At 71.4% G+C, this 22,987-nt stretch carries 21 protein-coding genes and 1 pseudogene; 12 read left to right on the top strand and 10 right to left on the bottom strand.

The window, feature by feature from the left end:
• Positions 1–58 precede the first annotated feature (58 nt).
• Positions 59–1,591, bottom strand: a complete 1,533-nt coding sequence (locus tag V5E28_RS21770; RefSeq protein WP_336208999.1) for an MDR family MFS transporter — start codon at positions 1,589–1,591, stop codon at positions 59–61.
• Positions 1,592–1,724: 133 nt separating this feature from the next.
• Between V5E28_RS21770 and V5E28_RS21775 the strand changes: the two genes are divergently transcribed.
• From V5E28_RS21775 to V5E28_RS21785, 3 genes are all read left to right on the top strand, one after another.
• Complete coding sequence (locus V5E28_RS21775) at positions 1,725–2,303, top strand: TetR/AcrR family transcriptional regulator (protein WP_336208846.1); 579 nt, start codon at positions 1,725–1,727, stop codon at positions 2,301–2,303.
• 140 nt (positions 2,304–2,443) lie between these two features.
• Positions 2,444–3,205 (top strand): hypothetical protein, encoded by a 762-nt coding sequence (locus tag V5E28_RS21780; protein ID WP_336208847.1) that lies wholly within the window; start codon positions 2,444–2,446, stop codon positions 3,203–3,205.
• The gene (locus V5E28_RS21785) at positions 3,198–4,337 is read left to right on the top strand and encodes a helix-turn-helix domain-containing protein (protein ID WP_336208849.1); all 1,140 of its coding nucleotides are present in this window, start codon (positions 3,198–3,200) and stop codon (positions 4,335–4,337) included. The genes V5E28_RS21780 and V5E28_RS21785 overlap by 8 nt, the downstream gene beginning before the upstream one ends.
• 317 nt (positions 4,338–4,654) lie before the next feature.
• Here V5E28_RS21785 and V5E28_RS21790 read toward each other — a convergent pair whose 3' ends face one another.
• The 4 genes from V5E28_RS21790 to V5E28_RS21805 are packed head-to-tail and all read right to left on the bottom strand — an operon-like array spanning position 4,655 to position 10,483.
• On the bottom strand, positions 4,655–7,408 hold the full coding sequence (locus V5E28_RS21790; protein ID WP_336208850.1) for a family 78 glycoside hydrolase catalytic domain: 2,754 nt from the start codon (positions 7,406–7,408) through the stop codon (positions 4,655–4,657).
• Between the two features lie 20 nt (positions 7,409–7,428).
• Positions 7,429–8,256 carry a carbohydrate ABC transporter permease gene (locus V5E28_RS21795; RefSeq protein ID WP_336208851.1) on the bottom strand — a complete coding sequence of 276 codons (828 nt, stop codon included), beginning with the start codon at positions 8,254–8,256 and terminating at the stop codon, positions 7,429–7,431.
• The gene (locus V5E28_RS21800; protein ID WP_336208852.1) at positions 8,253–9,191 is read right to left on the bottom strand and encodes a carbohydrate ABC transporter permease; all 939 of its coding nucleotides are present in this window, start codon (positions 9,189–9,191) and stop codon (positions 8,253–8,255) included. Before V5E28_RS21800 ends, V5E28_RS21795 begins: the two co-directional genes overlap by 4 nt.
• Complete coding sequence (locus V5E28_RS21805; RefSeq protein WP_336208854.1) at positions 9,185–10,483, bottom strand: ABC transporter substrate-binding protein; 1,299 nt, start codon at positions 10,481–10,483, stop codon at positions 9,185–9,187. Before V5E28_RS21805 ends, V5E28_RS21800 begins: the two co-directional genes overlap by 7 nt.
• Positions 10,484–10,814: 331 nt before the next feature.
• Between V5E28_RS21805 and V5E28_RS21810 the strand changes: the two genes are divergently transcribed.
• From V5E28_RS21810 to V5E28_RS21840, 7 genes are all read left to right on the top strand, one after another.
• Complete coding sequence (locus V5E28_RS21810; protein WP_336208855.1) at positions 10,815–11,831, top strand: LacI family DNA-binding transcriptional regulator; 1,017 nt, start codon at positions 10,815–10,817, stop codon at positions 11,829–11,831.
• Positions 11,832–12,035: 204 nt separating this feature from the next.
• A complete protein-coding gene (locus V5E28_RS21815) occupies positions 12,036–12,872 on the top strand; it encodes an STAS domain-containing protein (protein WP_336208856.1) in 837 nt (278 codons plus the stop codon).
• Positions 12,872–13,237 (top strand): STAS domain-containing protein, encoded by a 366-nt coding sequence (locus V5E28_RS21820; RefSeq protein WP_336208857.1) that lies wholly within the window; start codon positions 12,872–12,874, stop codon positions 13,235–13,237. Before V5E28_RS21815 ends, V5E28_RS21820 begins: the two co-directional genes overlap by 1 nt.
• Complete coding sequence (locus V5E28_RS21825; protein WP_336208858.1) at positions 13,234–13,635, top strand: anti-sigma regulatory factor; 402 nt, start codon at positions 13,234–13,236, stop codon at positions 13,633–13,635. Before V5E28_RS21820 ends, V5E28_RS21825 begins: the two co-directional genes overlap by 4 nt.
• 36 nt (positions 13,636–13,671) lie before the next feature.
• Positions 13,672–14,643 (top strand): ATP-binding SpoIIE family protein phosphatase, encoded by a 972-nt coding sequence (locus tag V5E28_RS21830; protein WP_336208859.1) that lies wholly within the window; start codon positions 13,672–13,674, stop codon positions 14,641–14,643.
• Positions 14,633–16,285: an ATP-binding response regulator gene (locus V5E28_RS21835; protein ID WP_336208860.1), complete on the top strand. Its 1,653-nt coding sequence runs from the start codon at positions 14,633–14,635 to the stop codon at positions 16,283–16,285. The genes V5E28_RS21830 and V5E28_RS21835 overlap by 11 nt, the downstream gene beginning before the upstream one ends.
• A complete protein-coding gene (locus tag V5E28_RS21840) occupies positions 16,278–17,849 on the top strand; it encodes a fused response regulator/phosphatase (RefSeq protein ID WP_336208861.1) in 1,572 nt (523 codons plus the stop codon). Before V5E28_RS21835 ends, V5E28_RS21840 begins: the two co-directional genes overlap by 8 nt.
• Here the strand turns inward: V5E28_RS21840 and V5E28_RS21845 are convergent.
• From V5E28_RS21845 to V5E28_RS21855, 3 genes and pseudogenes are all read right to left on the bottom strand, one after another.
• Positions 17,832–18,086, bottom strand: a pseudogene (locus V5E28_RS21845) (ArsR/SmtB family transcription factor); the annotation flags it as partial. The gene V5E28_RS21840 and the pseudogene V5E28_RS21845 overlap by 18 nt on opposite strands.
• Entirely contained in the window at positions 18,059–18,376 is a 318-nt protein-coding gene (locus V5E28_RS21850; protein ID WP_336208862.1) for a cadmium resistance transporter, read from the bottom strand. The gene V5E28_RS21850 and the pseudogene V5E28_RS21845, both read right to left, overlap by 28 nt.
• A gap of 57 nt (positions 18,377–18,433) precedes the next feature.
• Positions 18,434–18,775, bottom strand: a complete 342-nt coding sequence (locus V5E28_RS21855) for a YciI family protein (protein ID WP_336208863.1) — start codon at positions 18,773–18,775, stop codon at positions 18,434–18,436.
• A 196-nt stretch (positions 18,776–18,971) separates the two neighbouring features.
• On the opposite strand from V5E28_RS21855, the gene rfaE2 reads away from it, so the two are divergent.
• Both rfaE2 and V5E28_RS21865 read left to right on the top strand, forming a co-directional pair.
• Positions 18,972–20,405, top strand: a complete 1,434-nt coding sequence (gene rfaE2, locus V5E28_RS21860) for a D-glycero-beta-D-manno-heptose 1-phosphate adenylyltransferase (RefSeq protein WP_336208864.1) — start codon at positions 18,972–18,974, stop codon at positions 20,403–20,405.
• A gap of 50 nt (positions 20,406–20,455) precedes the next feature.
• A complete protein-coding gene (locus tag V5E28_RS21865; RefSeq protein WP_336208865.1) occupies positions 20,456–21,568 on the top strand; it encodes a glycosyltransferase family 9 protein in 1,113 nt (370 codons plus the stop codon).
• Here the strand turns inward: V5E28_RS21865 and V5E28_RS21870 are convergent.
• Together V5E28_RS21870 and V5E28_RS21875 are read right to left on the bottom strand one after the other, a co-directional pair.
• The gene (locus tag V5E28_RS21870; RefSeq protein ID WP_189140445.1) at positions 21,565–21,768 is read right to left on the bottom strand and encodes a cold-shock protein; all 204 of its coding nucleotides are present in this window, start codon (positions 21,766–21,768) and stop codon (positions 21,565–21,567) included. The genes V5E28_RS21865 and V5E28_RS21870 overlap by 4 nt on opposite strands.
• 425 nt (positions 21,769–22,193) lie before the next feature.
• Positions 22,194–22,964 (bottom strand): SCO6745 family protein, encoded by a 771-nt coding sequence (locus tag V5E28_RS21875; protein ID WP_336208866.1) that lies wholly within the window; start codon positions 22,962–22,964, stop codon positions 22,194–22,196.
• Positions 22,965–22,987 lie beyond the last annotated feature (23 nt).

A 22,987-nucleotide genomic window follows, 5' to 3' on the forward strand; every position in this document is an offset into this window, starting at 1 on the left:
CCACCTGCGCGGCCGCCTGGCTGGCCGGACGGGCCCCCGGTCAAGGGGGACGCTGAGCTCAGGCCGACGGCACCCTGTCCTCGCCCGCGGGCTCCGGCAGGTCGAGGCTGTCGCGCAGCTTGGTGGGCTTGAGGAAGAGGGTGGCGACGACACCGGCGGCGGCGATGGCGGCCGAGACGAGGAAGATGTGCCCCGTGGCGTCGCCGTAGGCGGCGCGCACGATCGCCTGGATCGGCTCGGGCAGCGCCTGGATGTTGAGGCTCGCGCCGGCGTCGCCTCCCGAGGCGGGGATGCCGGCCTTGGCCAGGCCCTGCGTGATGCTGGTCGCGACCTGGTTGGCCAGGATGGCGCCGAGGACGGAGACGCCGATGGTGCCGCCGAGAGAGCGGAAGAACGTGACCGCGCCGCTGGCCGCGCCGAGCTCGCTCAGCGGAACGGTGTTCTGAATGGCGAGCACGAGGTTCTGCATGGACATGCCGACTCCGGCGCCGACCAGCACCATCGCGGCCGCGATGAGGAGCAGCGAGGTCTCGTGGTCCATCGTGGACAGCACGAGGAACCCCACGGTCAGCACGATCGATCCGGTGACGATGTAGGACTTCACGTTGCCGCTCTTGGACACCATGCGCCCGGTGATCGTCGAGGAGAACAGCACTCCGACCATCATGGGGATGGTGAGCAGGCCGGCCTCGGTCGGGCTGTAGCCGCGGCCGATCTGGAAGTACTGGCCCAGGAAGACCGAGCCGCCGAACATGGCCATGCCGACGGCGAGGCTGGCCAGGATCGCCAGGGCGGGGGTGCGGCGGCGGATGACGTGCAGCGGCACGACGGGCTGGGCGGCCCGCGCCTCCACCACGGTGGCCAGCGCCAGGATGGCGGCGCCGCCGCCGGCCATGGCGGCCGTCTGCCAGGAGAGCCAGTCGAAGGAGTTGCCGACGAAGGTGACCCAGATGAGCAGCACGCTGACGCCGGCGGCGATCAGGGTCGCGCCCGCGTAGTCGATCTTGACGTCGGCCCGGCGGACGGTGGTGACGTGCAGCGTCTTGTGCAGCAGCGCGAAGGCGGCCACGGTGAACGGCACCGCAATGAAGAAGCACCAGCGCCAGCCGAGCCAGGAGGTGTCGGCGATGAGCCCGCCGAGCAGCGGGCCCGCGACGGTGGCCACGGCCATGACGGCACCGAGGAAGCCGTTGTAGCGGCCGCGCTCCTTCGGGCTGATCATCGCGGCGATCACCACCTGCACGAGGACCTGCAGGGCGCCCATGCCCAGTCCCTGCAGGGCGCGGAAGGCGATGAGCTGTCCGGTGTTCTGGGCGAAGCCGCAGGCCAGCGAGGCCACCATGAAGATCACGATGGCGATCTGGAGCAGCAGCTTCTTGCTGAAGAGGTCGGCCAGCCTGCCCCAGATCGGCGTGGAGGCGGTGGCGGCCAGCAGCGAGGCGGTGACCACCCAGGTGTATTGGGACTGCGTGCCGTTCAGGGCGCCGATGATCTGCGGCAGCGCGACCGACACGATCGTGCCGCTGATCATCGCGACGAACAGGACCAGCAGCAGGCCGCTCAGCGCTTCGAGGATCTGCCGGTGGGTCATCGGTTCGGCGGGCGGGGGCTCGCTCAAGCTTGCCCTGGTCTGAGGGGTTTCCATCACGACAGGACACCCTACATGCCCACTGGGAAACTTTGCGCACTGGGCATATTTGCACAGCGGGTAGAGTGGCCGGACTATGGACACCACGGTCGGACTGCGCGAACGCAAGAAGGCGGAGACCCGGCAGGCCGTGCACGAGGCGGCCCTGCAGCTCGTGGTCGAGCACGGTTTCGACGCCGTCACCGTCGAGGCCATCGCCGACGCGGCCAACATCTCCCGCCGCACCTTCTCCAACTACTTCGCGGGCAAGGAGGACGCCCTCCTGTACGGCGAGGAGCACCGCATCCGCACCCTGGTGGAGCGGGTCCGCGCCCAGCCTCCGGCCGAGCCGGCCTGGCGCGCGCTGCGCCGGGCGGTCCACGACCTGTACGGCCAGGTGGGCACGCCGGAGCGGGATTGGGCCGTACGCACCCGCCTGGCCAAGAAGCACCCCGCACTGCTGGCCAGGCAGCTCGCCAACCACGCGGTGCTCGAACGCGAGCTGGCCCAGGCCGTCGCCGAACGCCACAGCCCCGTCCAGCCCCGGGTGATGGCGGCCGCCTTCCTGTCCTCCCTGCGCATCGCCACGCACCTGTGGATCGAGGAGCAGACGGTGCGCCCGCTGCTCGATGTCATCGACGAGACGCTCGACCAGATGGCCCAGCCGTTCGCCTAGCCCCACCGGCCGCGAGCCGGAAACTGTCGGACCGCACCGCGACAATCGGCAGGATGCCGCGACTCGCCGAGGCGAACCAGCGCTCGGATGAAGTGGTGGCGGGACTATGATGTCGGAAACTGAAGCGGCGGAGGTGGCCGGTGCTGTCCAAATGGGCTCATGACAGGTTCGGGGTTCGCGCTCCGCTGATCCGCGAGGGTGTCGTGGAGGCGCTGTCGCGGGCGCTGGCCAATGCCCAGGACGCCCAGAAGGTGGCGGGCACCGATCACCTGCACCCGTTCGGGTTCACGCTGATGTCGCGCAAGTTCGAGGCGCTGGCCAAGGTGTTCGAGGATCTGGGCGACGTCCTGGTCGTCAAGCCCGCCGGTTCGCAGCACGAGCTCGTCGTGGTCGGCGACAACCTGCTGTTCCCGTTCCGCTATGGCAGGGACCGGTCGGTGAGCGTCGCCGCCGCGCGGATCGGTGAGGGCAGGCCGTCCGCACTGGTGCAGGCGCTGTTCGACCGGTTCGGGCCGGAGCCCGTGGTGGAGCAGCTGGCCCTGGGCGACGTCGCCCCGCACGCCGTGCCGATCGCCGAGGCGCTGGGCAGCCTGCCGGAGACGACCAGGCTCGTGCTCGTCGCCTATTCCTGCAACGCCCAGGCCGGGCTGCTCGACGCCTGGTGGGGCGAGGCCGAGCTGCTCGACAGGTCGGGCAGCCTGCGCTGGCACCACTGCGAGCAGATCCCGCTGGTGGCCGGCACCGCGCAGCTCGCGCACAGCCCGGCCGCGGCGGGTCCCGGCAGGTTCGACCAAGGTGTCATGCCCACCCCGCGGATCGACGCGCGCTCGCCGCTGGAGCGCGTGCGCCCGCCCGCGGCCGAGGCGATCCCGCTCTTCCCGGACGCCGCCCGCGATGCATGACGCTCGACGGGCTCTCACCCCGCAGGCCGTCTCCGACGCCTTCGATCCCACCCGCCTCACCCAGGCCCGCCACCTCGCCGCGCTGACCAAGAAGGAGGTGGCCGAGCGCATCGGGGTGTCCCCCGCCGCGGTCGGCCAGTACGAGGCCGGGATGACGCGGCCCCGGCCCGACCTGATCCCGCCGCTCGCGGCGGTGCTCGCCGTGCCGATGGCGTTCTTCCTGCCGGGCCGGCCGCACGGCAAGCTGGACGGGTCGATGGCGCACTTCCGCAGCCTGCGCTCCACCCGCGCCTACCAGCGGGCCAAGGCGGTGGCGTTCGTCGAGCAGGTGTGGGAGCTGGCCCACGCGCTGGAGAAGCGGGTGCGGCTGCCCGCCGTGGACCTGCCCGGCTTCGCCGGCGGGGAGGTGCACTCCGCGCTGCCCGGCGACCCCGCGGGAGCGGCCCGGGGGCTGCGCGCCCACTGGGGGCTGGGCACCGGGCCGATCAGCCATCTGGTCCGGCACATGGAGGCCAGGGGGATCGTCGTCGCCTTCCCCCGCCACGACCCCGACGCCGTCACCGTGGACGCCTTCTCCACCTCCAGCATGCCGCGGCCCATCGTGGTGCTGACGCCCAACAGGTTCGACGACATCTACCGCCACCGCTTCACCGCGGCCCACGAGCTGGGCCATCTCGTCCTGCACGGCGACACGGCCGCGGGCGACAGCCAGCAGGAGCGCGAGGCGGACGCGTTCGCCGCCGAGTTCCTGACACCGCGCGACAGCATCGTGCCGCACCTGCCGCTGCGGGCCGACCTGCGCAGGCTGGCGGAGCTGCGGGAGGTCTGGGGGGTGTCCGTCGACTCGCTGCTGTACCGCTGCCGGGAGACCGGGCTGTTGTCCGACTCCGCCGCCGGCCGCGCCTACCAGCGCCTCAAGACCTTGCGCGAGCAGCCGGGGTTCACCAACGAGCCGGTCTCCGGCTACCCGGGCGAGCAGCCCGTGCTGCTCGCCCGCGCCTTCGACCTGGCCACAGCCGAGGCCGACCTGACCGCCGCGACGCTGGCCGACGAGCTGGCCTGGCCCATCACCCGCGTCAGAGAACTCATCGGCCTCACCCACCAACGCCCACAACTGAAACTCGTCCCCTGAACCCAGCCGGCGACCGAAGGGCATCCCCGGACGCGGCCCCGGCCCAGGACGCACCCGGCACAACCGGTCCAGGCGAAGGTCAGCCGCGCTTCACCAGCGAACCGGTCCCCGGCTACCGAGGCGAGCAGCCCCTGCCGCCGCCCGCCCCTCGCCCCAGCCACAACCGAGGCCGACCTGTCCGCCGCAAGCCGGTCCGCGCCGCGCCGGTCCGCGCCGAGGTGGGCACGGGCGAGACTGGGCGCTGTGACTGGAAAGGCGGGCTCCGCGAGGTCCGAGAGGCCCTCCCGGCGAGTGCCCCCGGGAGGAACCCCCTGCGCTCAGTCGGCCGCCACCAGATGGTCCTCCTCCGGGATGGGGAACGGGCTGGGCGGCATCGGGATGGGCGGGTCGTCCTGGGCATCGCGCACCGGGCACGTGAAAGTGTGCGTGCCCGGCCCGACCTCGAATGGCCCGCTCGCGACCCGGATGGGGGTGGGCGGGCCCGATTCTGGGAGCACCGCCTCGGGACCCGGCCCGTCGGTCGCCCGGCCCGGCGGCACACCCGTCAGGTCCACCTCGGCCGCCGTGCCCGGCGGTACCGTCGCGGTGACCGTGAGGAGGCCGGCCGCGCGGGTCCAGGAGACCGACGCCCGGCCGTACGGGGTGTCGTGCTCCGCGGAGGCGTGGGTGAGGCCGCCGCCGGGGCGGGGGGCGACGCGCAGGCGGCGGTAGCCGTCGGCCGCGGGGGCGAGGCCGGCGACGGTGCGGTGCAGGAAGTCGGCCACCGCGCCGAGCGCGTAGTGGTTGAAGGACGTCATGTCCCCCGGGTTGACGGAGCCGTCCGGCAGCAGGCTGTCCCAGCGCTCCCAGATGGTCGTGGCCCCCATGGTCACCGGGTACAGCCACGACGGGCACTCCCGCTGCGACAGCAGGTGGTAGGCGGTGTCGTGGGCACCGACGGAGGCCAGGGCGTCGCAGATGAGCGGGGTGCCGACGAAGCCGGTGCCGATCCGGTGGTCCTCCTGGACGACCAGCTCGACCAGGCGGCGGCCGGCGCGTTCGCGCTGGGCCGCGTCCAGGAGGTCCATCCGCAGGGCCACGGCGTAGGCCGTCTGGCTGTCGCTGGCCAGGCGCCCGGAGGCGGTGACGAACTCGCCGCGGAACGCCTCGCGCACCGAGGCCGCCAACCCGGCGTAGTGCCCGGCGTCGGCCTCGTGGCCGAGCAGCTCGGCCGCCTGGGCCAGGATGGACGCCGTGTGGGCGTGGTAGGCGGTGGCGATCAGGTACGGGTCGGTGCGGGCCTTGGCGGGCGCGTCCGGCGGCGCGGCCGGGTCGAGCCAGTCGCCGAACTGGAAGCCCTCGTCCCACAGGTGGTCCTCGCCGGCCAGAGCGGCGATCAGGTCGACCCACGCCTTCATGCTCGGATACTGCGTCCGCAGCCGCTCCAGGTCGCCGAAGCGCTGATAGAGGGTCCAGGGCACGAGCACCGCCGCGTCTCCCCAGGCGGCCGTGGGCACCGTGGGGAACAGGACCTGCACCCACGGCACGTAGTGCGGCACCGCGCCGAGCTCGGCCTGCTCGGCGGCCAGGTCGCGCAGCCAGGACGCCAGCGTGCCCGCGCAGTCGTAGAGGAAGGACGCGGCCGGGGCGAACACCTGGATGTCGCCGGTCCAGCCGAGCCGCTCGTCGCGCTGCGGGCAGTCGGTGGGGAGGTCGACGAAGTTGCCGCGCATGCTCCACACGACGTTGTCGTGCAGCCGTTCAAGCAGCGGGTCGGAGCAGGAGAACCAGCCGGTGCGGCGCATGTCGGTGTGGCAGACGACCGCCACCACGCCGTCCGGCGGCAGCTCCCCCGGCCAGCCGGTCACCTCGGCGTAGCGGAAACCGTGGATGGTGAAGCGCGGCTCCCACTCCTCCACGCCGCCGCCGCGCAGGGTGTAGGTGTCCAGCGCGTCGGCGCCGCGCAGCGGCCGCAGCGACAGCGCGCCGTCTTCGAGCACCTCTGCGTGGCGGAGGGAGACGGTGTGCCCGGCGGGGCCGTGGACGCGGATGCGCAGGCGGCCGGAGATGTTCTGGCCGAAGTCGAGGATGGTCTCGCCGGACGGGCCCGTCAGCGTCCGGACCGGGGCGAGCGTCTCCACGCGGCGTACGGGCGGGCCGTCGGGGGCGACGAGCAGGGCCGGGTCGTGGTCGAGGACGTCCACCGGGAGCCACCCGGACTCGTCGAAACCCGGCGACGACCAGCCGTCCGGCAGCAGGCGGGCGTCATGCTTCTCGCCGTCGTACAGGCCGGTCGCGGTCACCGGCCCTGGCGCGCTGCGCCACGAGCCGTCCGTGGTCAGCGTTTCGGCGGTGCCGTCGGCGTAGGTCACCTCGAGCTGGGCGATCAGCGCCGTCCGCGTGCCGTACGTGCGGACCCTGCCTCCGGCGAAGCCGAGGCGGCCGCGGTACCAGCCGTCGGCCAGGGTGGCGCCGATGGCGTTGGCGCCGGGGCGCAGCAGCGAGGTGACGTCGTGGGTGCGGTAACGCAGCCGGTGGTGGTAGCTGGTCCAGCCGGGGGCGAGGACCTCGTCGCCGACGACCTGGCCGTTGATCTCGACCTCGTACAGGCCGTGCGCGGTGACGTACAGGCGGGCCCGTACGGGAGCCCCGCGCAGCTCGAAGCCGCGCCGCAGCAGCGGCGCGGGGCCGTCCGGCTCGCCGAGCAGTGCCGGCGGCGGCGCGGCGGCCTCGGCGCGCCACCGGTCCGGCGACAGCAGCCCCGTCTCGACGGGCGACCAGGGGCTCCAGCCGCTCACCGAGCCGTCGGCTCCGTGCACGCGCACGCGAACGGCGCGGCTCTCGCCGGAGCCGAGCTCCTCCCCCGGCCACGGCACCAGGTTCGACTCGCCGGAGCGCACCAGGTGGGACACGGCGGCGAGCGTGCTGCCCGTGTCGCCGCGGATCTCCACTTCGTAGGCGCTCTGCCGCCAGGACGGGCGGTCGGTGGTGACGGTCCAGGACAGGCGGGGCCTGGACTCCCCGATGCCGGACGGCCGCCTGTGGTGCTCGAAACGGGGGGCGTCCACATGGACGCCGGCCGCCTGGGTCATGGTGCTCCTCGCGACGTGGGTCAGCCCTTGATGGCGCCGGCGGTCATCCCGGCGACGATCTTGCGGTTGAAGAAGACGAAGGCCAGCAGCGGCGGGATCGTGATGAGCACGATGTCCATGAACAGCAGGTTCCACTGGGTGCTGAACTGGCTCTGGAAGTTGTAGAGGGTGAGCTGGACGGTGGCGTTCTCGTCGCCGGGCAGGAAGTAGAGCGGGTTGACGAAGTCGTTGAAGATGGCGACGGAGGTGGTGAGGATCACGGTGATGGTCACCGGCCGCATCAGCGGGAAGATCACCCGGAAGAAGAGCGCGATCCCCGTGCAGCCGTCGATCATCGCGGCCTCGTCGAGCTGGCGCGGGATGGCGGCGATGAAGGCCCGGTAGAGGAGCATGGCGAACGACAGGCTGAAGGCGACCTCCACCAGGATGAGGCCGGGCAGCGTCTTGAACAGCCCGATACTCTGCAGCACCCAGATGGTGGGCACGATCGCCGGCGGGATGATCAGGCCGGACAGCACCAGGAGGTGGACGGTGGAGGCCATCCGGCCGGGCCTGCGCTGCAGCACGAACGCGGCCATCGAGGCGAACACCACGATCAGCGCCACCGAGGCGACGGTGAGGATGATGCTGTTCACGTACGCGGTGAGCAGGATGTAGTCGCGGGTGGAGGCGACCTCGACCAGGTTGCGCACGATGGGCCAGTTCGCCGGCCAGGCGAAGTCCAGGTCGGCCGCCTGCGTCTCGTCCTTGACCGCGGTGAGCAGCATGAACGAGAACGGCACCAGGAAGACGACCGTGGCCACGATGAGGGCGGTGGCCTCGGCGCCCAGCTTGCGCGCGGTCTTCACGAGTAGGTCTCCCGGCGGTCGAGCAGGCGGATCAGGGGCACGACGATCACCGTGACGGCGATGAAGAGGATCACGTTCCCGGCGGTGGCCAGGCCGTAGAAGCCCGCCTGATACTGCTTGTAGATGATCGAGGCGATGACGTCGCTGGTGAAGCCGGGGCCGCCGCGGGTCATGGTCCAGATGAGGTCGAAGGAGCGCAGCCCGCCGATGAACGACAGGATGATCACCGAGTAGGTGGCGGGCCAGCTCAGCGGGAGCGTCACGTGGCGGAAGCGATGCCAGGGACCGCCGCCGTCCACCGCCACGGCCTGGTAGTAGTCCGGCGAGATGGACAGGATGCCGGCGATGTAGATGACGGTGGCCAGGCCGACGCCCTTCCAGACGTCGACCAGCGCGACCGACAGCAGCGCGGTCGTGGCGTCGCCGAGCCAGTCCGGGCCGGAGATGCCGACCAGCGCGAGGGTCTTGTTGACGAGGCCGGTGTCCGGGCGGAGCAGCACGCTGAAGGTGATGCCCACGGCGACGGTGCTGACCAGCACGGGGAAGAAGACGACCGAGCGGAGGAAGCCCCGCAGGCGCAGCCGGGAGGTGAGCAGCACGCCGAGCAGGAGGCCGAACACGACCTTCAGCCCGCTGGTGACGACGGCGTAGATCAGCGTGTTCTGGAAGCCGATGCGCAGGTTCTGCTCGGCGAAGAAGTCGGCGAAGTTCTGCAGGCCGACGAAGGTGCTGTCGAACAGCGTCCACCGGGTCAGCGCGAAGTAGAACGCCATCACCGTCGGCACCACGAAGATGACCGTGTAGACGATCCCGGCGGGCAGGTAGAAGGCGTACGGGTAGGCGGTGCGGTTCGCGGGCCGGCGCCTGCCGTGGCCCGGCTCCCGCGGGCCGGACGCCCTCTCGGGCGTCCGGCGCGAGCGCGAGGTGGTCACCATCCGGCCAGCCCGAGCTGTTTGGCCTGCTTCTCCACATCCTTGTCGTACTGGGCGGCGCCCTCGGCGGCGGCCGTGAGACCGGAGCCGACCGCGACGGTGATCTGCTCCAGGGAGGGGCCCTTCACGGGCGAGACGAACTCCAGTGCGGGCGCGGAGGCGCCGCTGTCGATGTAGGCGCCGAGGTCCTTGGCCACCTGCATGACGTCGGCCGGCAGGCTGGTCCCCTCGATCCGGTACGGGCCGGTCGGGGCGACGCCCTTGGTGTAGGCGTCGGTGCCCGCCGGGGAGGCGATGAAGGCGAGGAACTTCTTGGCCGCCTCCACGTTCTCGCTGCTCTTGGGGATGTAGGCGGCGCCCGGCTCCCAGATGGTCGCGCCGTGCTTGGCGGCGTCGTCGCCCGGGATGCCGAAGAAGCCGATGTCGGTCTTGACGGACGGGTACTTCTCGATGAGGGCCGGCAGCACGAAGGTGAGCATCGGGTAGTGCGCGCCCTTGCCCTCGGCCAGCAGCTTCAGGCCGTCGTCCAGCTTGGCCGAGCCGAACCCCTTGTTGAGGTAGCCCTTGGCGTGCACCTCGGCGAGCCGCTGGAAGCCGGCCGTCGCCGCGGGTGTGGTGGCGTACTTGGCCTTGTTGGCGGTGTAGTCGGCGGCGAAGGACGGGACCGCGGTCTGCACGTTGTAGAAGTCGCCCAGGACGAAGAGTTGCGAGGTCCAGGTCTCCTTGAACGTGGAGATCACCGGTGCGAGCCCGGCGGCCTTGATCTTGTCGTTGTTCGCCGTGAACTCGGCCCAGGTCTTCGGCGGCTGCAGTCGCAGGTCCGCGTAGATCTTCCTGTTGTAGAGGATGCCGCCGCCGGCGGCCGTGCCCTGCGGGACGCCGTAGACCTTGCCCGCCTGCGTCACCACGGGCAGGTACGACTTGGGCACCTGGGCCAGGACGGGGTCGCCGGTGAGGTCGACCATGCTCTGGCCGGGATTGAGCGCCTGAATGAGCGAACCGGAGTTGTACCAGAAAACGTCGGACATATCGCCGGTGGACAATCGCGTTTTGACGATGTTGTCGCCTTCGGTGCCGCCCGGGCGGGTCTCGGTCTCGATCTTTATCGTGGGGTTGGCGGCTTCGAAGGCCTGCACGACCGATTTCGCGGCGGCGACCGTGGCCTCCGCGTTGTCAATGAGCAAGGACAGGGTGACGGTGCTGTCCTTGGCGCTGGGTTCGGACGATCCGCACGAGGTCATGAACATGATCGCGACGGCGGCGGCAGCCCCCAGCTTGAGATGAGCAGCCTTCATGGCGCCCTCCAGGGAATTACGCATGGTTATTTAAATCGATTCAATCCCCCTGCATGCCGCTAACGTAAACTTCGCGCTTCATAAGCGTCAAGCCCTTGTTTCGATAACAATTCGACGGGATCGGCAGAAAGAAATGCCGCATGCGAAAGGCCCGCCCATGCGCGTATTCGGCGGGCGGCCCGAACAACGGGAACGGCGGTTTCGGGTCCTGGAGGTGACGGGTGGACTCTGCGATGCTTCGTGTAACGTTATCCATTGCTATCCGCCAGCTCCGAGGCATGTCAAGAGCTCTGTGCGGGCCTTATGTGTGGTTCGTTCTACAGGAGGCCGGATGCACCCCCGGGTGACCATCGCCGACGTGGCGCGGCACGCGCAGGTCTCGACCTCGGCGGTGTCCAAGGTGCTGCGCGACGCCTACGGCGTGAGCCCGGCGATGCGGACGCGGGTCAGGGCCGCCATCGAGGAGCTCGGCTACCGCCCGCACGTGGCCGCCCGGGCGCTGCGAGGCCACACCTCCACGCTCGGCGTGCTGCTGCCCGACCTGCGCAATCCGTTCTTCCCCGACCTCGTCGACGGCATCGCCGAGGGCGTCGGCGGCACCGGCTACCAGCTCGTGATCGGCCAGGCGGGCAGGGAGCCGGAGACCGAGTCCCGGGCCGTGCACGCGCTGATCGACCAGTCGGTGGGCGGTCTGGTGCTCGTCGTCCCGCTCGCCTCGCCGGCCGAACTGGAGGTGATCGCGGCGACCGTGCCGGTGGTGGTGCTGGGCCGCCACGACCGGTCCGCGGCGTACGACTCCGTCTTCGACGACGACGAGGCCGGGGCCGAGCTCGTCGTGGAGCACCTGGCCGGGCTGGGGCACCGCAGGATCGCGCACATCGCGCATCGCGACGGCAGCCGCGGTCACCCGTCCACCCTGCTGCAGTCCCTGCGCGCGACCGCCTACGAGCGGGCCATGGGCGCGCGCGGCCTCACCGAGGGCATCGACCTCGTCTGGTCCACCTACAGCGAGCAGGGCGGCCACCTGGCCGCCGCCGAACTCCTGCGCCGCCCGTACCCACCGACCGCGATCTTCGCGGGCGCCGACCTCGCCGCCATCGGCGCGCTCGCGGCCCTCAGCGAGGCCGGACTGGCCGTGCCGGGGGACGTTTCGGTCGCGGGTTACGACAACAGCTGGCTCGCCGCCCTGGCTCACATCTCGCTCACGAGCGTCGACCAGTCAGGCGGCACCATGGGCCGCACCGCCGCACGGCTGCTGCTGGAACGCCTCGCGGGCCGGTCGGCGTCGGTGCGGATCTCCATCTCCCCCACTCTCGTGGCCCGCCGGACCACCGCCCGCGCCCTCTGAGAGTTATCCGCCGGTGGTTGTGGGAATTCCCTCTACGACGGTTTCGGCCCTGGACCGAAAAGGGCGTGCGCACCCCGGCGAACACATCAGATATGGTAAATCCGGCATGAATCCGGGATGAATTGCACATCTTTGACTACCCAAGCCCACGTGCCATTACCATGCCCGGCAGTGCCGCCATCCACTTTCATCCAGGAGTCACCCTTGATCGTCCATGCCGATGTCGCCAGGCGACGTATCGAAGAGCTGTTGCGCTCCGGCGAGGAGCAGATCCTGCCCCGCTGGCACGCGATAGCCAAGGCGCCGATCGACGAGCTCCGGGAGATCTACCAGGCGCTGCGCGACGCTCTGGAGACGGGCGGCGACGACCTGACCGACGTGCGGGGCGTGCTCGCCGAGCTGTCACGGGCGCGCGCCCGGCAGGGCTATACGCCCTCCGACACCGCCAGGGCGGTGTTCGGCCTCAAGGAGGCCCTCTACGAGGCCGTGGAGACCGACGGGAACGCGGAGGCGCTGCGCGGGTTCATCTGGTTCTCGCGGCTGATCGACGATCTGGGCCTGTTCACGTTCGAGAGCTACGTCACCGCCCGCGAGAAGATCATCCTGGACCAGGCCGAGCAGCTCCTCGAGCTGTCGACCCCGGTGGTCAAGCTGTGGGAGGGCATCGTCGCGGTGCCCCTGGTCGGCACACTGGACTCCGCCAGGACCCAGGTGGTGATGGAGAAGCTGCTGCAGACCCTCGTCGACACCGACGCCGAGCACGCAGTGATCGACATCACCGGTGTCTCCGCCGTCGACACCCAGGTCGCCCAGCATCTGCTGAAGACCGTGGTCGCCGCCCGGCTGATGGGCGCCGAGTGCGTCATCTCCGGCATCCGCCCGCAGATCGCCTACACCATCGTCACCCTGGGCATCGAGTTCGGCGACATCGTGACCAAGGCCTCGCTGGCCGACGCGCTGGCCTACGCGCTGCGTCGCAGCGGCATCGAGATCGGCGCGGCGAGGAAGACCCGCGTCGCGGTGCGCACGGAGGACGTGTGATGGATCGCGTCCCCATCCTGAAGCTCGGCGACATCCTGATCATCTCCATCCAGGTCGACCTGGAGGACCAGAGCGTGCTCGCCCTGCAGGAGGACCTGGCCGACAAGGTGGTCAGCACCGGCGCGCGGGGCGTCATCATCGACATCACCGCAGTGGAGATCGTCGACTCCTTCATCGGCAGGATGCTCGCCACCATCGCCGACATGTCGCGGCTGCTCGACGCCGACACCGTCGTCGTCGGCATGCGGCCGGCCGTGGCGATCACCCTCGTGGAGCTCGGCCTGTCACTCGGCGGCGTGCGTACGGCGCTCAACCTCGAAAAGGGCGTGGCACTGCTGGACCTGGCCAGGAGCACGCCGCGATGACCGGCGGCGGGCAACTGCCCATCGCCAGCAACGCCGACATCGTCATGGTCCGCCAGCGAGTGCGGACCGCGGCGGTCGAGTCGGGATTCTCCCTCATCGACCAGACGAAGGTGGTGACCGCGGCGAGCGAGCTGGCCCGCAACGCGCTGGTCTACGCCGGAGGGGGCCAGGTCAGCATCGAGATCATCGACAACACCCCCCGGCGCGGCCTGAGGCTCGAGTTCCGTGACGAGGGCCCGGGTATTCCCGACATAGCGCAGGCCCTCACCGACGGCTGGACCACCGGAGGAGGCCTGGGACTCGGACTGAGCGGGTCGCGGCGGCTGGTCGACGAGTTCGACCTGGTCTCCGTGCCGGGAGAGGGCACGACGGTGACCGTGACGAAGTGGGCCAGGTAGGTGGGTACGGTCAGGCAGACCCGGGAAGACGTATGGGTGCGCGCCGAGGACCCCAGCGCGGTCGGCGCCGTGCGCAGGCTGGCCACCGAGCTGGCCGAGGCGTCCGGATTCGGAGCCGACCGGACGGGGCAGATCGCTGTGGCGGTCACCGAGGCCGTCTCCAATCTCGTCAAGCACGCCGTGGAGGGGGTGGCCGTGGTCCGGCCCTGCCCCGGCGCCCCGTCCGTGATCGAGCTGGTCACGCTCGACAGAGGGCCGGGAATGCCCGACGTCGCGCGTGCCCTGCGTGACGGCTACTCCACCTCCGGGACGCTGGGCATCGGCCTGGGAGCGATCGCCCGCATCTCCTCCCATTACGACGTCTACTCGGTTCCCGGCAAGGGGACGACGCTGGTCATGCGGTTCGCAGACGGAGACCTGCCGTCCCTGCCGCCCGCCAGCGGCGTGACCCGCCCCATCGGCGAGGAGATGGTCTCCGGCGACGCATTCGCGATCGCCACCAGCGGCCCGGCCACCACCGTGATGGTGTGCGACGGGCTGGGCCACGGGCCGGTCGCCGCCACCGCCTCCCGGGAGGCGGTCGAGCTGTTCCTGAGCTCGCCGGACGACGAGCCGACCGAGATCCTCGCCCGGCTGCACCGCGGTCTCGGCCACACCAGGGGCGGCGCGGCGGCGGTCGCCCGCGTCACGACGGGCTCCGTGACGTACGCCGGACTCGGCAACATCTCCGGCTGGATCGCCCACGGCGACAAGCGCCAGGGCATGATCTCGTTGCCCGGCATCACCGGGCACCACGGGCGGCGGCTGCGGCAGTACGTCTACGAGCTGGACGAGCAGGCGACCGTGGTGCTGCACTCCGACGGCCTGACCGACCGCTGGAACCCGGCCACCATGCCCGGCCTGTTCGCCCGCTCCCCCGCCGTCGTCGCCGCCACCCTGCTGCGCGAGGCGGGCAGCCGGAGGGACGACGCCTGCGTGGTGATCGTGAGGTCCGGTCATGACCGTTGAGCTGGCCAGGATGCGCCTGTCCAGGGAGCAGGACGTCTTCGCGCTGCGCCGCCTCGGCCGGGCGGTCGCCGAGCTCAGCGGGCTGGAGGCGCAGGACCAGGTCCGGGTCGCCACCGCGCTGAGCGAGGTCGGCAGGGAGGTGGCCGCCACCGGGGCCTCGGTCGTCTTCGGGCTGGACGGCGGGGACCTGGTCATCACCATCGACCACGCCGCCTCGGCCGACCTGAGCGGCCGGGACGGGCTGGCGCTGGCGGGCCGGCTGGTGGACGAGGTCACCGCCGACGCCGCGCGAGGGCAGATCAGGATCACCAAGCGGCTGCCCGCCTACCTGCCGAGCCTGCCGGCCGAGGACATCCGCGAGCGCCTGGCCACGCTGGCTCCGATCACCGCGATCGAGGAGCTGCGGGAGCAGAACAAGGAGCTGGCCTCGACCCTGGAGGACGTGCGGCGGCTCAACTCCGAGCTCCAGGAGACCAACACGGGCGTGATGGCCCTGTACAACCAGCTCTCCAGCGAGCTGGAGGAGACCAACAGGGGCGTGGTCGCGCTCTACGCCGAGCTGGACGAGAAGTCCAGCCTGCTACGCGAGGCGGCAGAGGCCCGCAGCCGGTTCTGGACCACGGTCAGCCACGAGCTGCGCACCCCGCTCAACTCCATCATCGGCCTGGTCAGGCTGATGGTCGGTCCGGGCGGCGAACCGCTCACCGAAGAGCAGGAGCACCAGGTGGGGCTCATCGGCGGCTCCGCCGAGACGCTTCTCGCGCTGGTCGGCGAGCTGCTCGACATGGCCAAGGCCGAGTCCGGCCGCCTGCAGCCCCGGCCGTCGACGGTGGACCTGGGCAGACTCGTGCACCAGCTCCACATGACGATGCAGGCCACCGGCGAGGTGGCCCTGCACACCGACGTGGCCGACGAGGTCACCGAGGTCTACACCGACGAGGAGATGCTCACCCGCGTCCTGCGCAACCTGCTGTCGAACGCGCTGAAGTTCACCCAGCGGGGCGAGGTGCGGCTGAGCGCCCACCTGGACGAGCCGGCCGAGCAGGTGGTCATCACCGTCGCCGACACCGGCATCGGCATCCCCGAGCAGTATCTCGGTCAGGTGTTCGAGGAGTTCTTCCAGGTTCCGTACCCCGCGCAGGCCCGGGGCAGGGGCACCGGAATCGGCCTGCCGTACGCCGCCAGGCTCACGCAGATGCTGGACGGCCGGCTGGAGCTCGCCAGCACCGTCGGTGAGGGCACGACCGCGACCGTGCGGCTGCCGTACCACGGCGGCGGGCCCGAGGTGGAGCGGCTGCTGATCGCCGACGACGACGAGGGCTTCCGCGCCATGGCCCGCAGAATGCTGCACGGCTTCGCCGGACAGGTGGACGAGGCCGCCGACGGGGTCGAAGCTCTGGAATCGATGAGGGCCAGGCGCCCGGACGTCGTCGTGCTCGACATGCTCATGCCGCGTCTCGACGGTAATGCGCTGCTGCAGCTCATGTCGGAGGATGAGAACCTGCGGGAGGTGGCGGTGGTCGTGGTGACGGTGGCGCCCGGCAAGGCGGCGGAGGGGCATCCCGTGCTGTCCAAGACGGAGCTGCGACGCGAGGAGCTCCTCCGGGCGGTGCGCGAGGCGGCAGGAGCGGGTCATGCCTGATTTCTCGGCCAGCGTCCTGGTGGTGGACGACACGCCCACCAAGCGTTACATCCTGTCGAGCTGGTTGCGGCGTGCGGGTCACCGGGTCATCGAGGCGGCCTCCGGCGACGAGGCACTGGCCGTCCTCGGCGAGCAGCGCCCCGACCTGGTGGTGCTGGATGTACGGCTGCCCGACATCGGCGGCTTCGAGGTGTGCGAGCTGATCAAGGCGAACCCGGCCACGGCCTCGATCCCGGTGATCCAGGTGTCGGGCAACGCCATCACCGTGGCCGATCGCACCGAGGGGCTGGAGCGCGGCGCCGACGCCTACCTGTCGGAGCCGATCGAGCCGAGCGAGTTCGCCGCCACGGTCGAGGCGACGCTGCGTTACTCGCGGGCGCGCCGGCGCGCGGAGGTGATGGCCGAGCGGCTGGCCAAGCTCGCCGAGGTGACGCTGCAGATCAACCGGTCCGACTCGTTCGAGCGGCTGCTGAGCGTGGCCGTGGGCGGCACGGTCGAGATCATGGGCCGTTACTCCGGCGCGCTGGCGGTGCCCGCCGACGGCCGGCTGCGCCGCTACCGCGCCCGTCCCGGCGAGTCTCCCACGAGCAGGAGCGTCGCCCCCAACCTGCTGGACCGGCTGTGCCGGCTCGTCCTGGGTGAGGCCGCCGGAGCGGAGATCCTCACCGTGCCGGTCGACGAATGGCTCAAACTGCTGCCCGATACGATGATCAGCCAGCCGGTCGTCGGCGTCCTGTGCCGGACCAAGAAGGGCAGGCCGCCCGTCTTCCTCGGCTTGGAGGGCGCCCCGGAGCTGGACGCCGACGAGCGCAACCTGCTGCTGCAGCTCGCCCAGGAGCTGGCGCTCGCGGTCGACGCGCTGCGCGCCTACACCGAGGAGCACGCGATCTCACTGACCCTCCAGCGCAGCCTGCTGCCCTCTCGGGTCCCCGACGTGCCCGGTCTGACGATGGGGCTGCGCTATCAGCCCGCGGTGGACAACATCGAGGTCGGCGGCGACTTCTACGAGGTGCTCACGACCGGCGACCGGGTGCTGGTGGCGATCGGCGACGTGATGGGCCACTCTCTGCACGCCGCGACCATCATGGCCGAGCTGCGCCACGCGCTGCGTGCCTCGGTGATCGACCACGTGGACCTGGCCGCCTCGATGGACCTGCTGAACAAGATCCTGCGCCGCTATCACCCGGGCATGACGGCCACCGTGTGCATGCTGCTCCTGGATCCGGCGACGGGCGAGATCGAGCTGGCCAACGCCGGGCACATCCCGCCGCTGCTGGCGGGCCCGGAGGGGCACTACCACGGGCTGGGCAACCTGCTGCTCGGCGTGGCGGCCGAGGAGTACAAGGTGGACCGCCTGCAGCTGCCGCCCGGAGGCACGCTCATGCTGTTCACCGACGGGCTGGTGGAGGACCGGCACGAGCTCCTGGACGAAAGCCTGGAGCGGGCCAGGAAGCTGGCGGAGACGGTGGAGGACGACCTGGAGGTGTTCTGCGACCGCATCCTGGAGGCCTTCGGGTCGCGGGAGGACGACGTCGCCTTCGTCGTGCTACGACGGGATCTTTGACGGCTCGCCGGTCGGCGGGGCGAACAGCTCGCCCAGCCTGGCCACCTGCTCGGGGACGATCCAGTAGTAGACCCAGGTGCCGCGCCGCTCGCCGCCGATCAGGCCGGCGGTACGCAGCACCTTCAGGTGATGCGAGATCGTGGGGGCCGTCAGGTCGAAGGCGTCGGTCAGATCGCACACGCACGCCTCGCCGCCCGCCTGCGAGCCGATCATCGACAGCAGGCGCAGGCGGACCGGTGGGAGCCGAGCCAGGCGCCGGCCAGGCACCACAGGGCGACTCCGGCCGCGAACACGGCCACCGTCAGCACGCTCGCGCCCGGGCCGATGGTGCGGAAGACCGGCGTGTAGACCGCCACGTTGTCCGCGCCGTTGGCGACGGTGATCGCCGCCACGGGCAGCGCTCCCCCGGCCACCACCGCGACGTCGCCGGAGTCCCCGTCACGGACGGCCTGGACCAGCGCCTTGACGCCGAGCGCGAACGGCACCAGGCCCAGCAGCCCCGTCCACCGGTCCGGGATGTGGCCCATGCCCGCCGAACCTACCGGTGGGTCATGGCCGCCCCGCCGACGCCCCCCGACCGGCCCTCAGCCGGCCAGCGCGACCTCCAGGCGGATCAGCGGGCGGACCTCCACGCCGCCGCTGACGATCGGGGTGAGCTCGGCGAGCCTGACGGCGTGGTCGTGGTCGCGGGCCTCGATCACCAGGACCCCTGCCAGCGCCTGACCGGTCTCGACGAACGGGCCGTCGGTCACCAGGTCGCCGCGCAGGGTCGTGGCGGTCTCGGGCTGCTCCATCGCCAGTCCCGCGACGACGCGGCCGCCGAGTTCGGCGATGAGGTCCGGCAGCCGCCCGTGGGCGTGCTGGACCTCGGGCGGGAGGTCCGCCGGCGCCACGGACTCGTAGATGAGCACCGCGTACTGGGTCATCACACGCCACCTCCTCAGCAGAGGACAAGTGCCTCGCCCCTCCATCCAGTCCCTGCCCGTTCGCGCCGGATGCGAACGGCCGGCGCGTCACCGCCGGGAAGTGTTTCCGGCCCCGATGGCCGGAGATTCGGACCGTGCGGCACGTCACCGTGACCACCCTCTGTTTGAGAGCCGTTTCTCCAGGTAGTCGCCCGGTATGGACAGGGACATCGCCGCCGTGGTCGTGGGAGACGTGATGCTCGACTCCTGGCTGCGGGGGCCGGTCAGGCGGATCGCGCAGGAAGCTCCCGTGCCCGTGGTCAGCGTCGAGGCCACCGACGAGGCTCCGGGCGGCGCCGGCAACACGGCGGCCAACCTCGTCGCTCTCGGCGCCCGCGTCCGCCTGGTCGGCGCGCTCGGGGACGACGCCTGCGCCGGCCGGCTCACCCGGGCGCTCGCCCTGCTCGGCGTGGACGCGCGCCTGGTGACCGTGCCGGGCCGGCGTACCCCGCACAAGCAGCGGCTCATGGTCGGCGAGCAGCTCATCGCCCGCTACGACGAGGAGGACCGCGAGCCGGTCACCGGCGCGGCCGAGGAGCGGATCATCGCCGAGATCGAGGGGGCCCTGCCCGGCGCCGACGTGGTGATCGCGTGCGACTACGGGGGCGGTGTCTGTACGCCGGCCGTCCGGCGGGCCCTGGCCGAGGTGCCCATGCTGGTGGTCGACGCGCACGCGATCACGCCCTGGCGGGAGTGCGGGCCCGCCGCCGTGCTGCCGAACTACGGCGAGGTGCTGCGGCTCCTGCGCGAGGACGGCGACGTGGCCGACCGGGTGAGCTTTCTCACCGAGCGCTCGGCGGCGCTGCTGGAGGGATCCGGCGCCGGCATGGTGGTGACCACGCTCGACGGTGAGGGCACCCTGCTCCACCGGCCGGGACGCGCGCCGTACCGGACCTATGCCGAGCCCGCGCCGGACCACATGGCGACGGGGGCGGGCGACACCTTCACGGCCGCCTTCGCGCTGTGGCTGGCGGGCGGCGCCACGCCCGAGCAGGCCGCGCAGGCGGCGCAGGCCGCCGCCGGGGTGGTGGTGCGCCGGCCCGGCACGGCCACCTGCACCCGGCAGGAGCTGCTGCGGGCGCTGCGGCAGGCCCAGGGGCGCCCGGACGGGCTGGTGCAGGGCGCCGACCGGCTGGCGCAGCGGCTGGACGAGCACCGGCGGCGCGGGCAGCGGATCGTGTTCACCAACGGCTGCTTCGACGTGCTGCACCGCGGGCACGTGACGTACCTGGAGAAGGCCGCGCGACTCGGGGACGTGCTGGTCGTGGCGGTCAACAGCGACGCGAGCACGGCGCGGCTGAAGGGGCCGGGGCGGCCGATCAACTCCTGTGAGGACCGCATGTCGGTGCTGGCGGCGCTGAACTACGTCGACTACGTGGCCAGCTTCGAGGAGGACACGCCCGAGCGGCTGCTGCGGATGGTCCGGCCCGACCTGTACGTCAAGGGCGGCGACTACACCGCGGACATGCTGCCGGAGGCGCCGCTGGTCAGGGCCATGGGCGGCGAGGTCATGGTGCTGGACTACGTCTCCGACCGGTCCACGACGGCGATCATCGATCGGGTCCGGTCGCTGCCCCCGGAGCTTCCTTGACCGGCGGGTCGCCTGACGCGCAGCCACGATCACACGCTGGAAGCGGCGGTGTGACCGCGGCGCTGGACGGGATCGAGCGGATCGTGGCGCTGCGGGCGAACGCCCTGGGCGACTTCCTGCTGGCCCTGCCGGGCCTGGAGGCGATCAAGGACGCCCATCCGGGCGCCACGATGACGCTGCTCGGCACGGCCTGGCATGCCGAGTTCCTGACGGGGCGGCCCGGGCCGGTGGACGAGGTGGTGGTGCTGCCGCCGATCACCGGCGTGTCCACCATGGAGCCCGGCCATCGGGCGCCGCGGGAGCTGTTCGAGCGGCTGCGGGCGCGCCGGTTCGACCTGGCCGTGCAGATCCACGGCGGCGGGCGGCACTCCAACCCGTTCGTCCGCGGGCTCGGTGCGGGGGTGACCGCGGGCCTGCGCGCTCCCGACGCGGAGCCGCTCGACCGGTGGGTGCCGTACGTGCCGTACCAGCATGAGACGCTGCGCTATCTGGAGGTCGCGGCACTGGTCGGCGGGGTCCCCGGCCGGCTCGAACCCCGGATCGCGCTGACCGGGGCCGACGCCGCCGAGGTGGTGGCGGCGCTGGGAGAGCTGCCTGTTGGGCTGGTGGCGCTGCATCCCGGCGCCATGGATCCGCGGCGGCAGTGGCCCCCCGAGTTCTTCGCGGCGGTCGGGGACCGGCTCGGCCGGCCGATCGTGGTGACCGGCACCGAGGGCGAGCGGAAGCTGGTGACGAAGGTCACCGAGGCGATGCGGCGTCCGGCCGTCCCGGTCGTGGGGGCGCTCGGCATCGGCGGGCTGGCCGCCCTGTACCAGCGGTGTGACCTGGTGATCGCGAACGACACCGGGCCCCGGCATCTGGCCGCGGCCGTCGGCACCGCGACGGTGGGAATCTACTGGTGCGGCAACCTGGTCAACGCCGGTCCGCTCACCCGCTCCCGGCACCGGCCACTGGTCTCCTGGACCGCGGCGTGCCCGGTGTGCGGCGCGAGCGGCCTCGATCCGGCCGTCGGGCGGTGCGGGCACGACCCGTCGTGGGTGGCGGACATCGCGGTCGAGGCGGTGCTGGAGCAGGCCGTGGACCTGCTGGAGGAGCTGGACGCACGAAGGCCCGCACCTTCGAGAAGGTGCGGGCCCCAGGTCGTGCTACGCGACGCTACTTAGACGGGAACGATGTTCTCCGCCTGCGGGCCCTTCTGGCCCTGGGTGACGTCGAAGCTGACCTTCTGGCCTTCCCGCAGCTCGCGGTAGCCCTGAGAGGCGATGTTGGAGTAGTGAGCGAAGACGTCGGCGCCGCCGCCGTCCTGCTCGATGAAGCCGAAGCCCTTTTCGCTGTTGAACCACTTCACGGTGCCAGTCGCCATGTCGATCTCCTTCATAGGCGCAAAAGACGGAATCCGCAGGTCACGAACTCCATGTCGCCGCAATCGACCCATCCGGAAATGACCGGCGAAAACACAAATGCGCCCGAGGGTTACATCCCGTCAGGCGCACACGAAATCCATGGGTACCAAAACTGCAACACGACTTCAGTCTACCACGCCCCAGGGGGCACCACGCCACCCTCCGCTAGCGGGGATCTCCGCCATCGTGACGCTCAAAGCGAACGAATGATGAAAAATGCAGAAACGCCGTGAGGATTTGGGCAATCCTTACGCGGAGCAGAAAGTTAACGCCGCCACCTGCTGTCCAGTCTTGACGGGGAATATTCATCGCTTGGGCAGCTCGTACAGGCCGTACTCGACCACGCGGCGGACCTGCGCAGCGCGGCCCCGAGAGTACGCCGGCATCACCTCTCAGTGCCGCCCGGGTCCACTCTCTTGGAAAGCTGGTAGGCCTTGTCGACCTGATCGAGGAGGCCGGTGAGCTCGACGAGTTCGGCCGAGGTGAGGCTCGCGTACGGTGCGGCGGCGAGCTCGTCGGTGAGCCGGCCGGCCCTGTCCAGTGCCGCCTCGGCGGACGGCGGCAGGGCAGGCCAGGGCGGGCGCCAGCCGTTGGCCGCGGCCTTTCCGGTGCCGGGCCCGGCCAGGATGGCCGTCAACGGGGAAAGCCCGCAGGCCAGCACGGCGATCAGATGGGAACCGCCCCGGTGCTCCCGAAGCCGTAGCAGTGCGAGGGCCACTCGGTCCGCCGGGTCGCCGGCCGGGACGGCGTGGGAGCGCCACGCGGCGAACAAGGGGCGGCCGGTCGGCTCCGCCGCTCGCACCACCCGCTCGGTCAGGTGGGCCAGCCGCTCAAGGCCGGCCAGTCCGCCGTAGACGGTGCGGGCCCAGCGGACGCACTCCTCGACGTCGGCGTGCACGACGGCGGACAGTGAAGTCGTGCGGCGGGCCGTCTCCCAGGCCTGATCCACCAGGCCCGGGGCGAAGAACCCGCAGGCGGCGGTGACGACCTCGGCGCCGACGTCTCCCAGCACGCCCGCGCGGCCGCCGAAATAGAAAGGCCAGCGGGAAAGTCCCAGACGCCGGCCACGGGCGCGGTAGCCGGGGTCCTGACCGAACGCGGCCCCCACCCCGGTCACCACGTGCCTGGTGCGCCGCACCGCTTCGCCGGGTGTCACCCTGCACTCCCTTCCCGGAAGGT

This window comes from Nonomuraea sp. LPB2021202275-12-8 (assembly GCF_037044575.1).
Taxonomy (GTDB): domain Bacteria; phylum Actinomycetota; class Actinomycetes; order Streptosporangiales; family Streptosporangiaceae; genus Nonomuraea.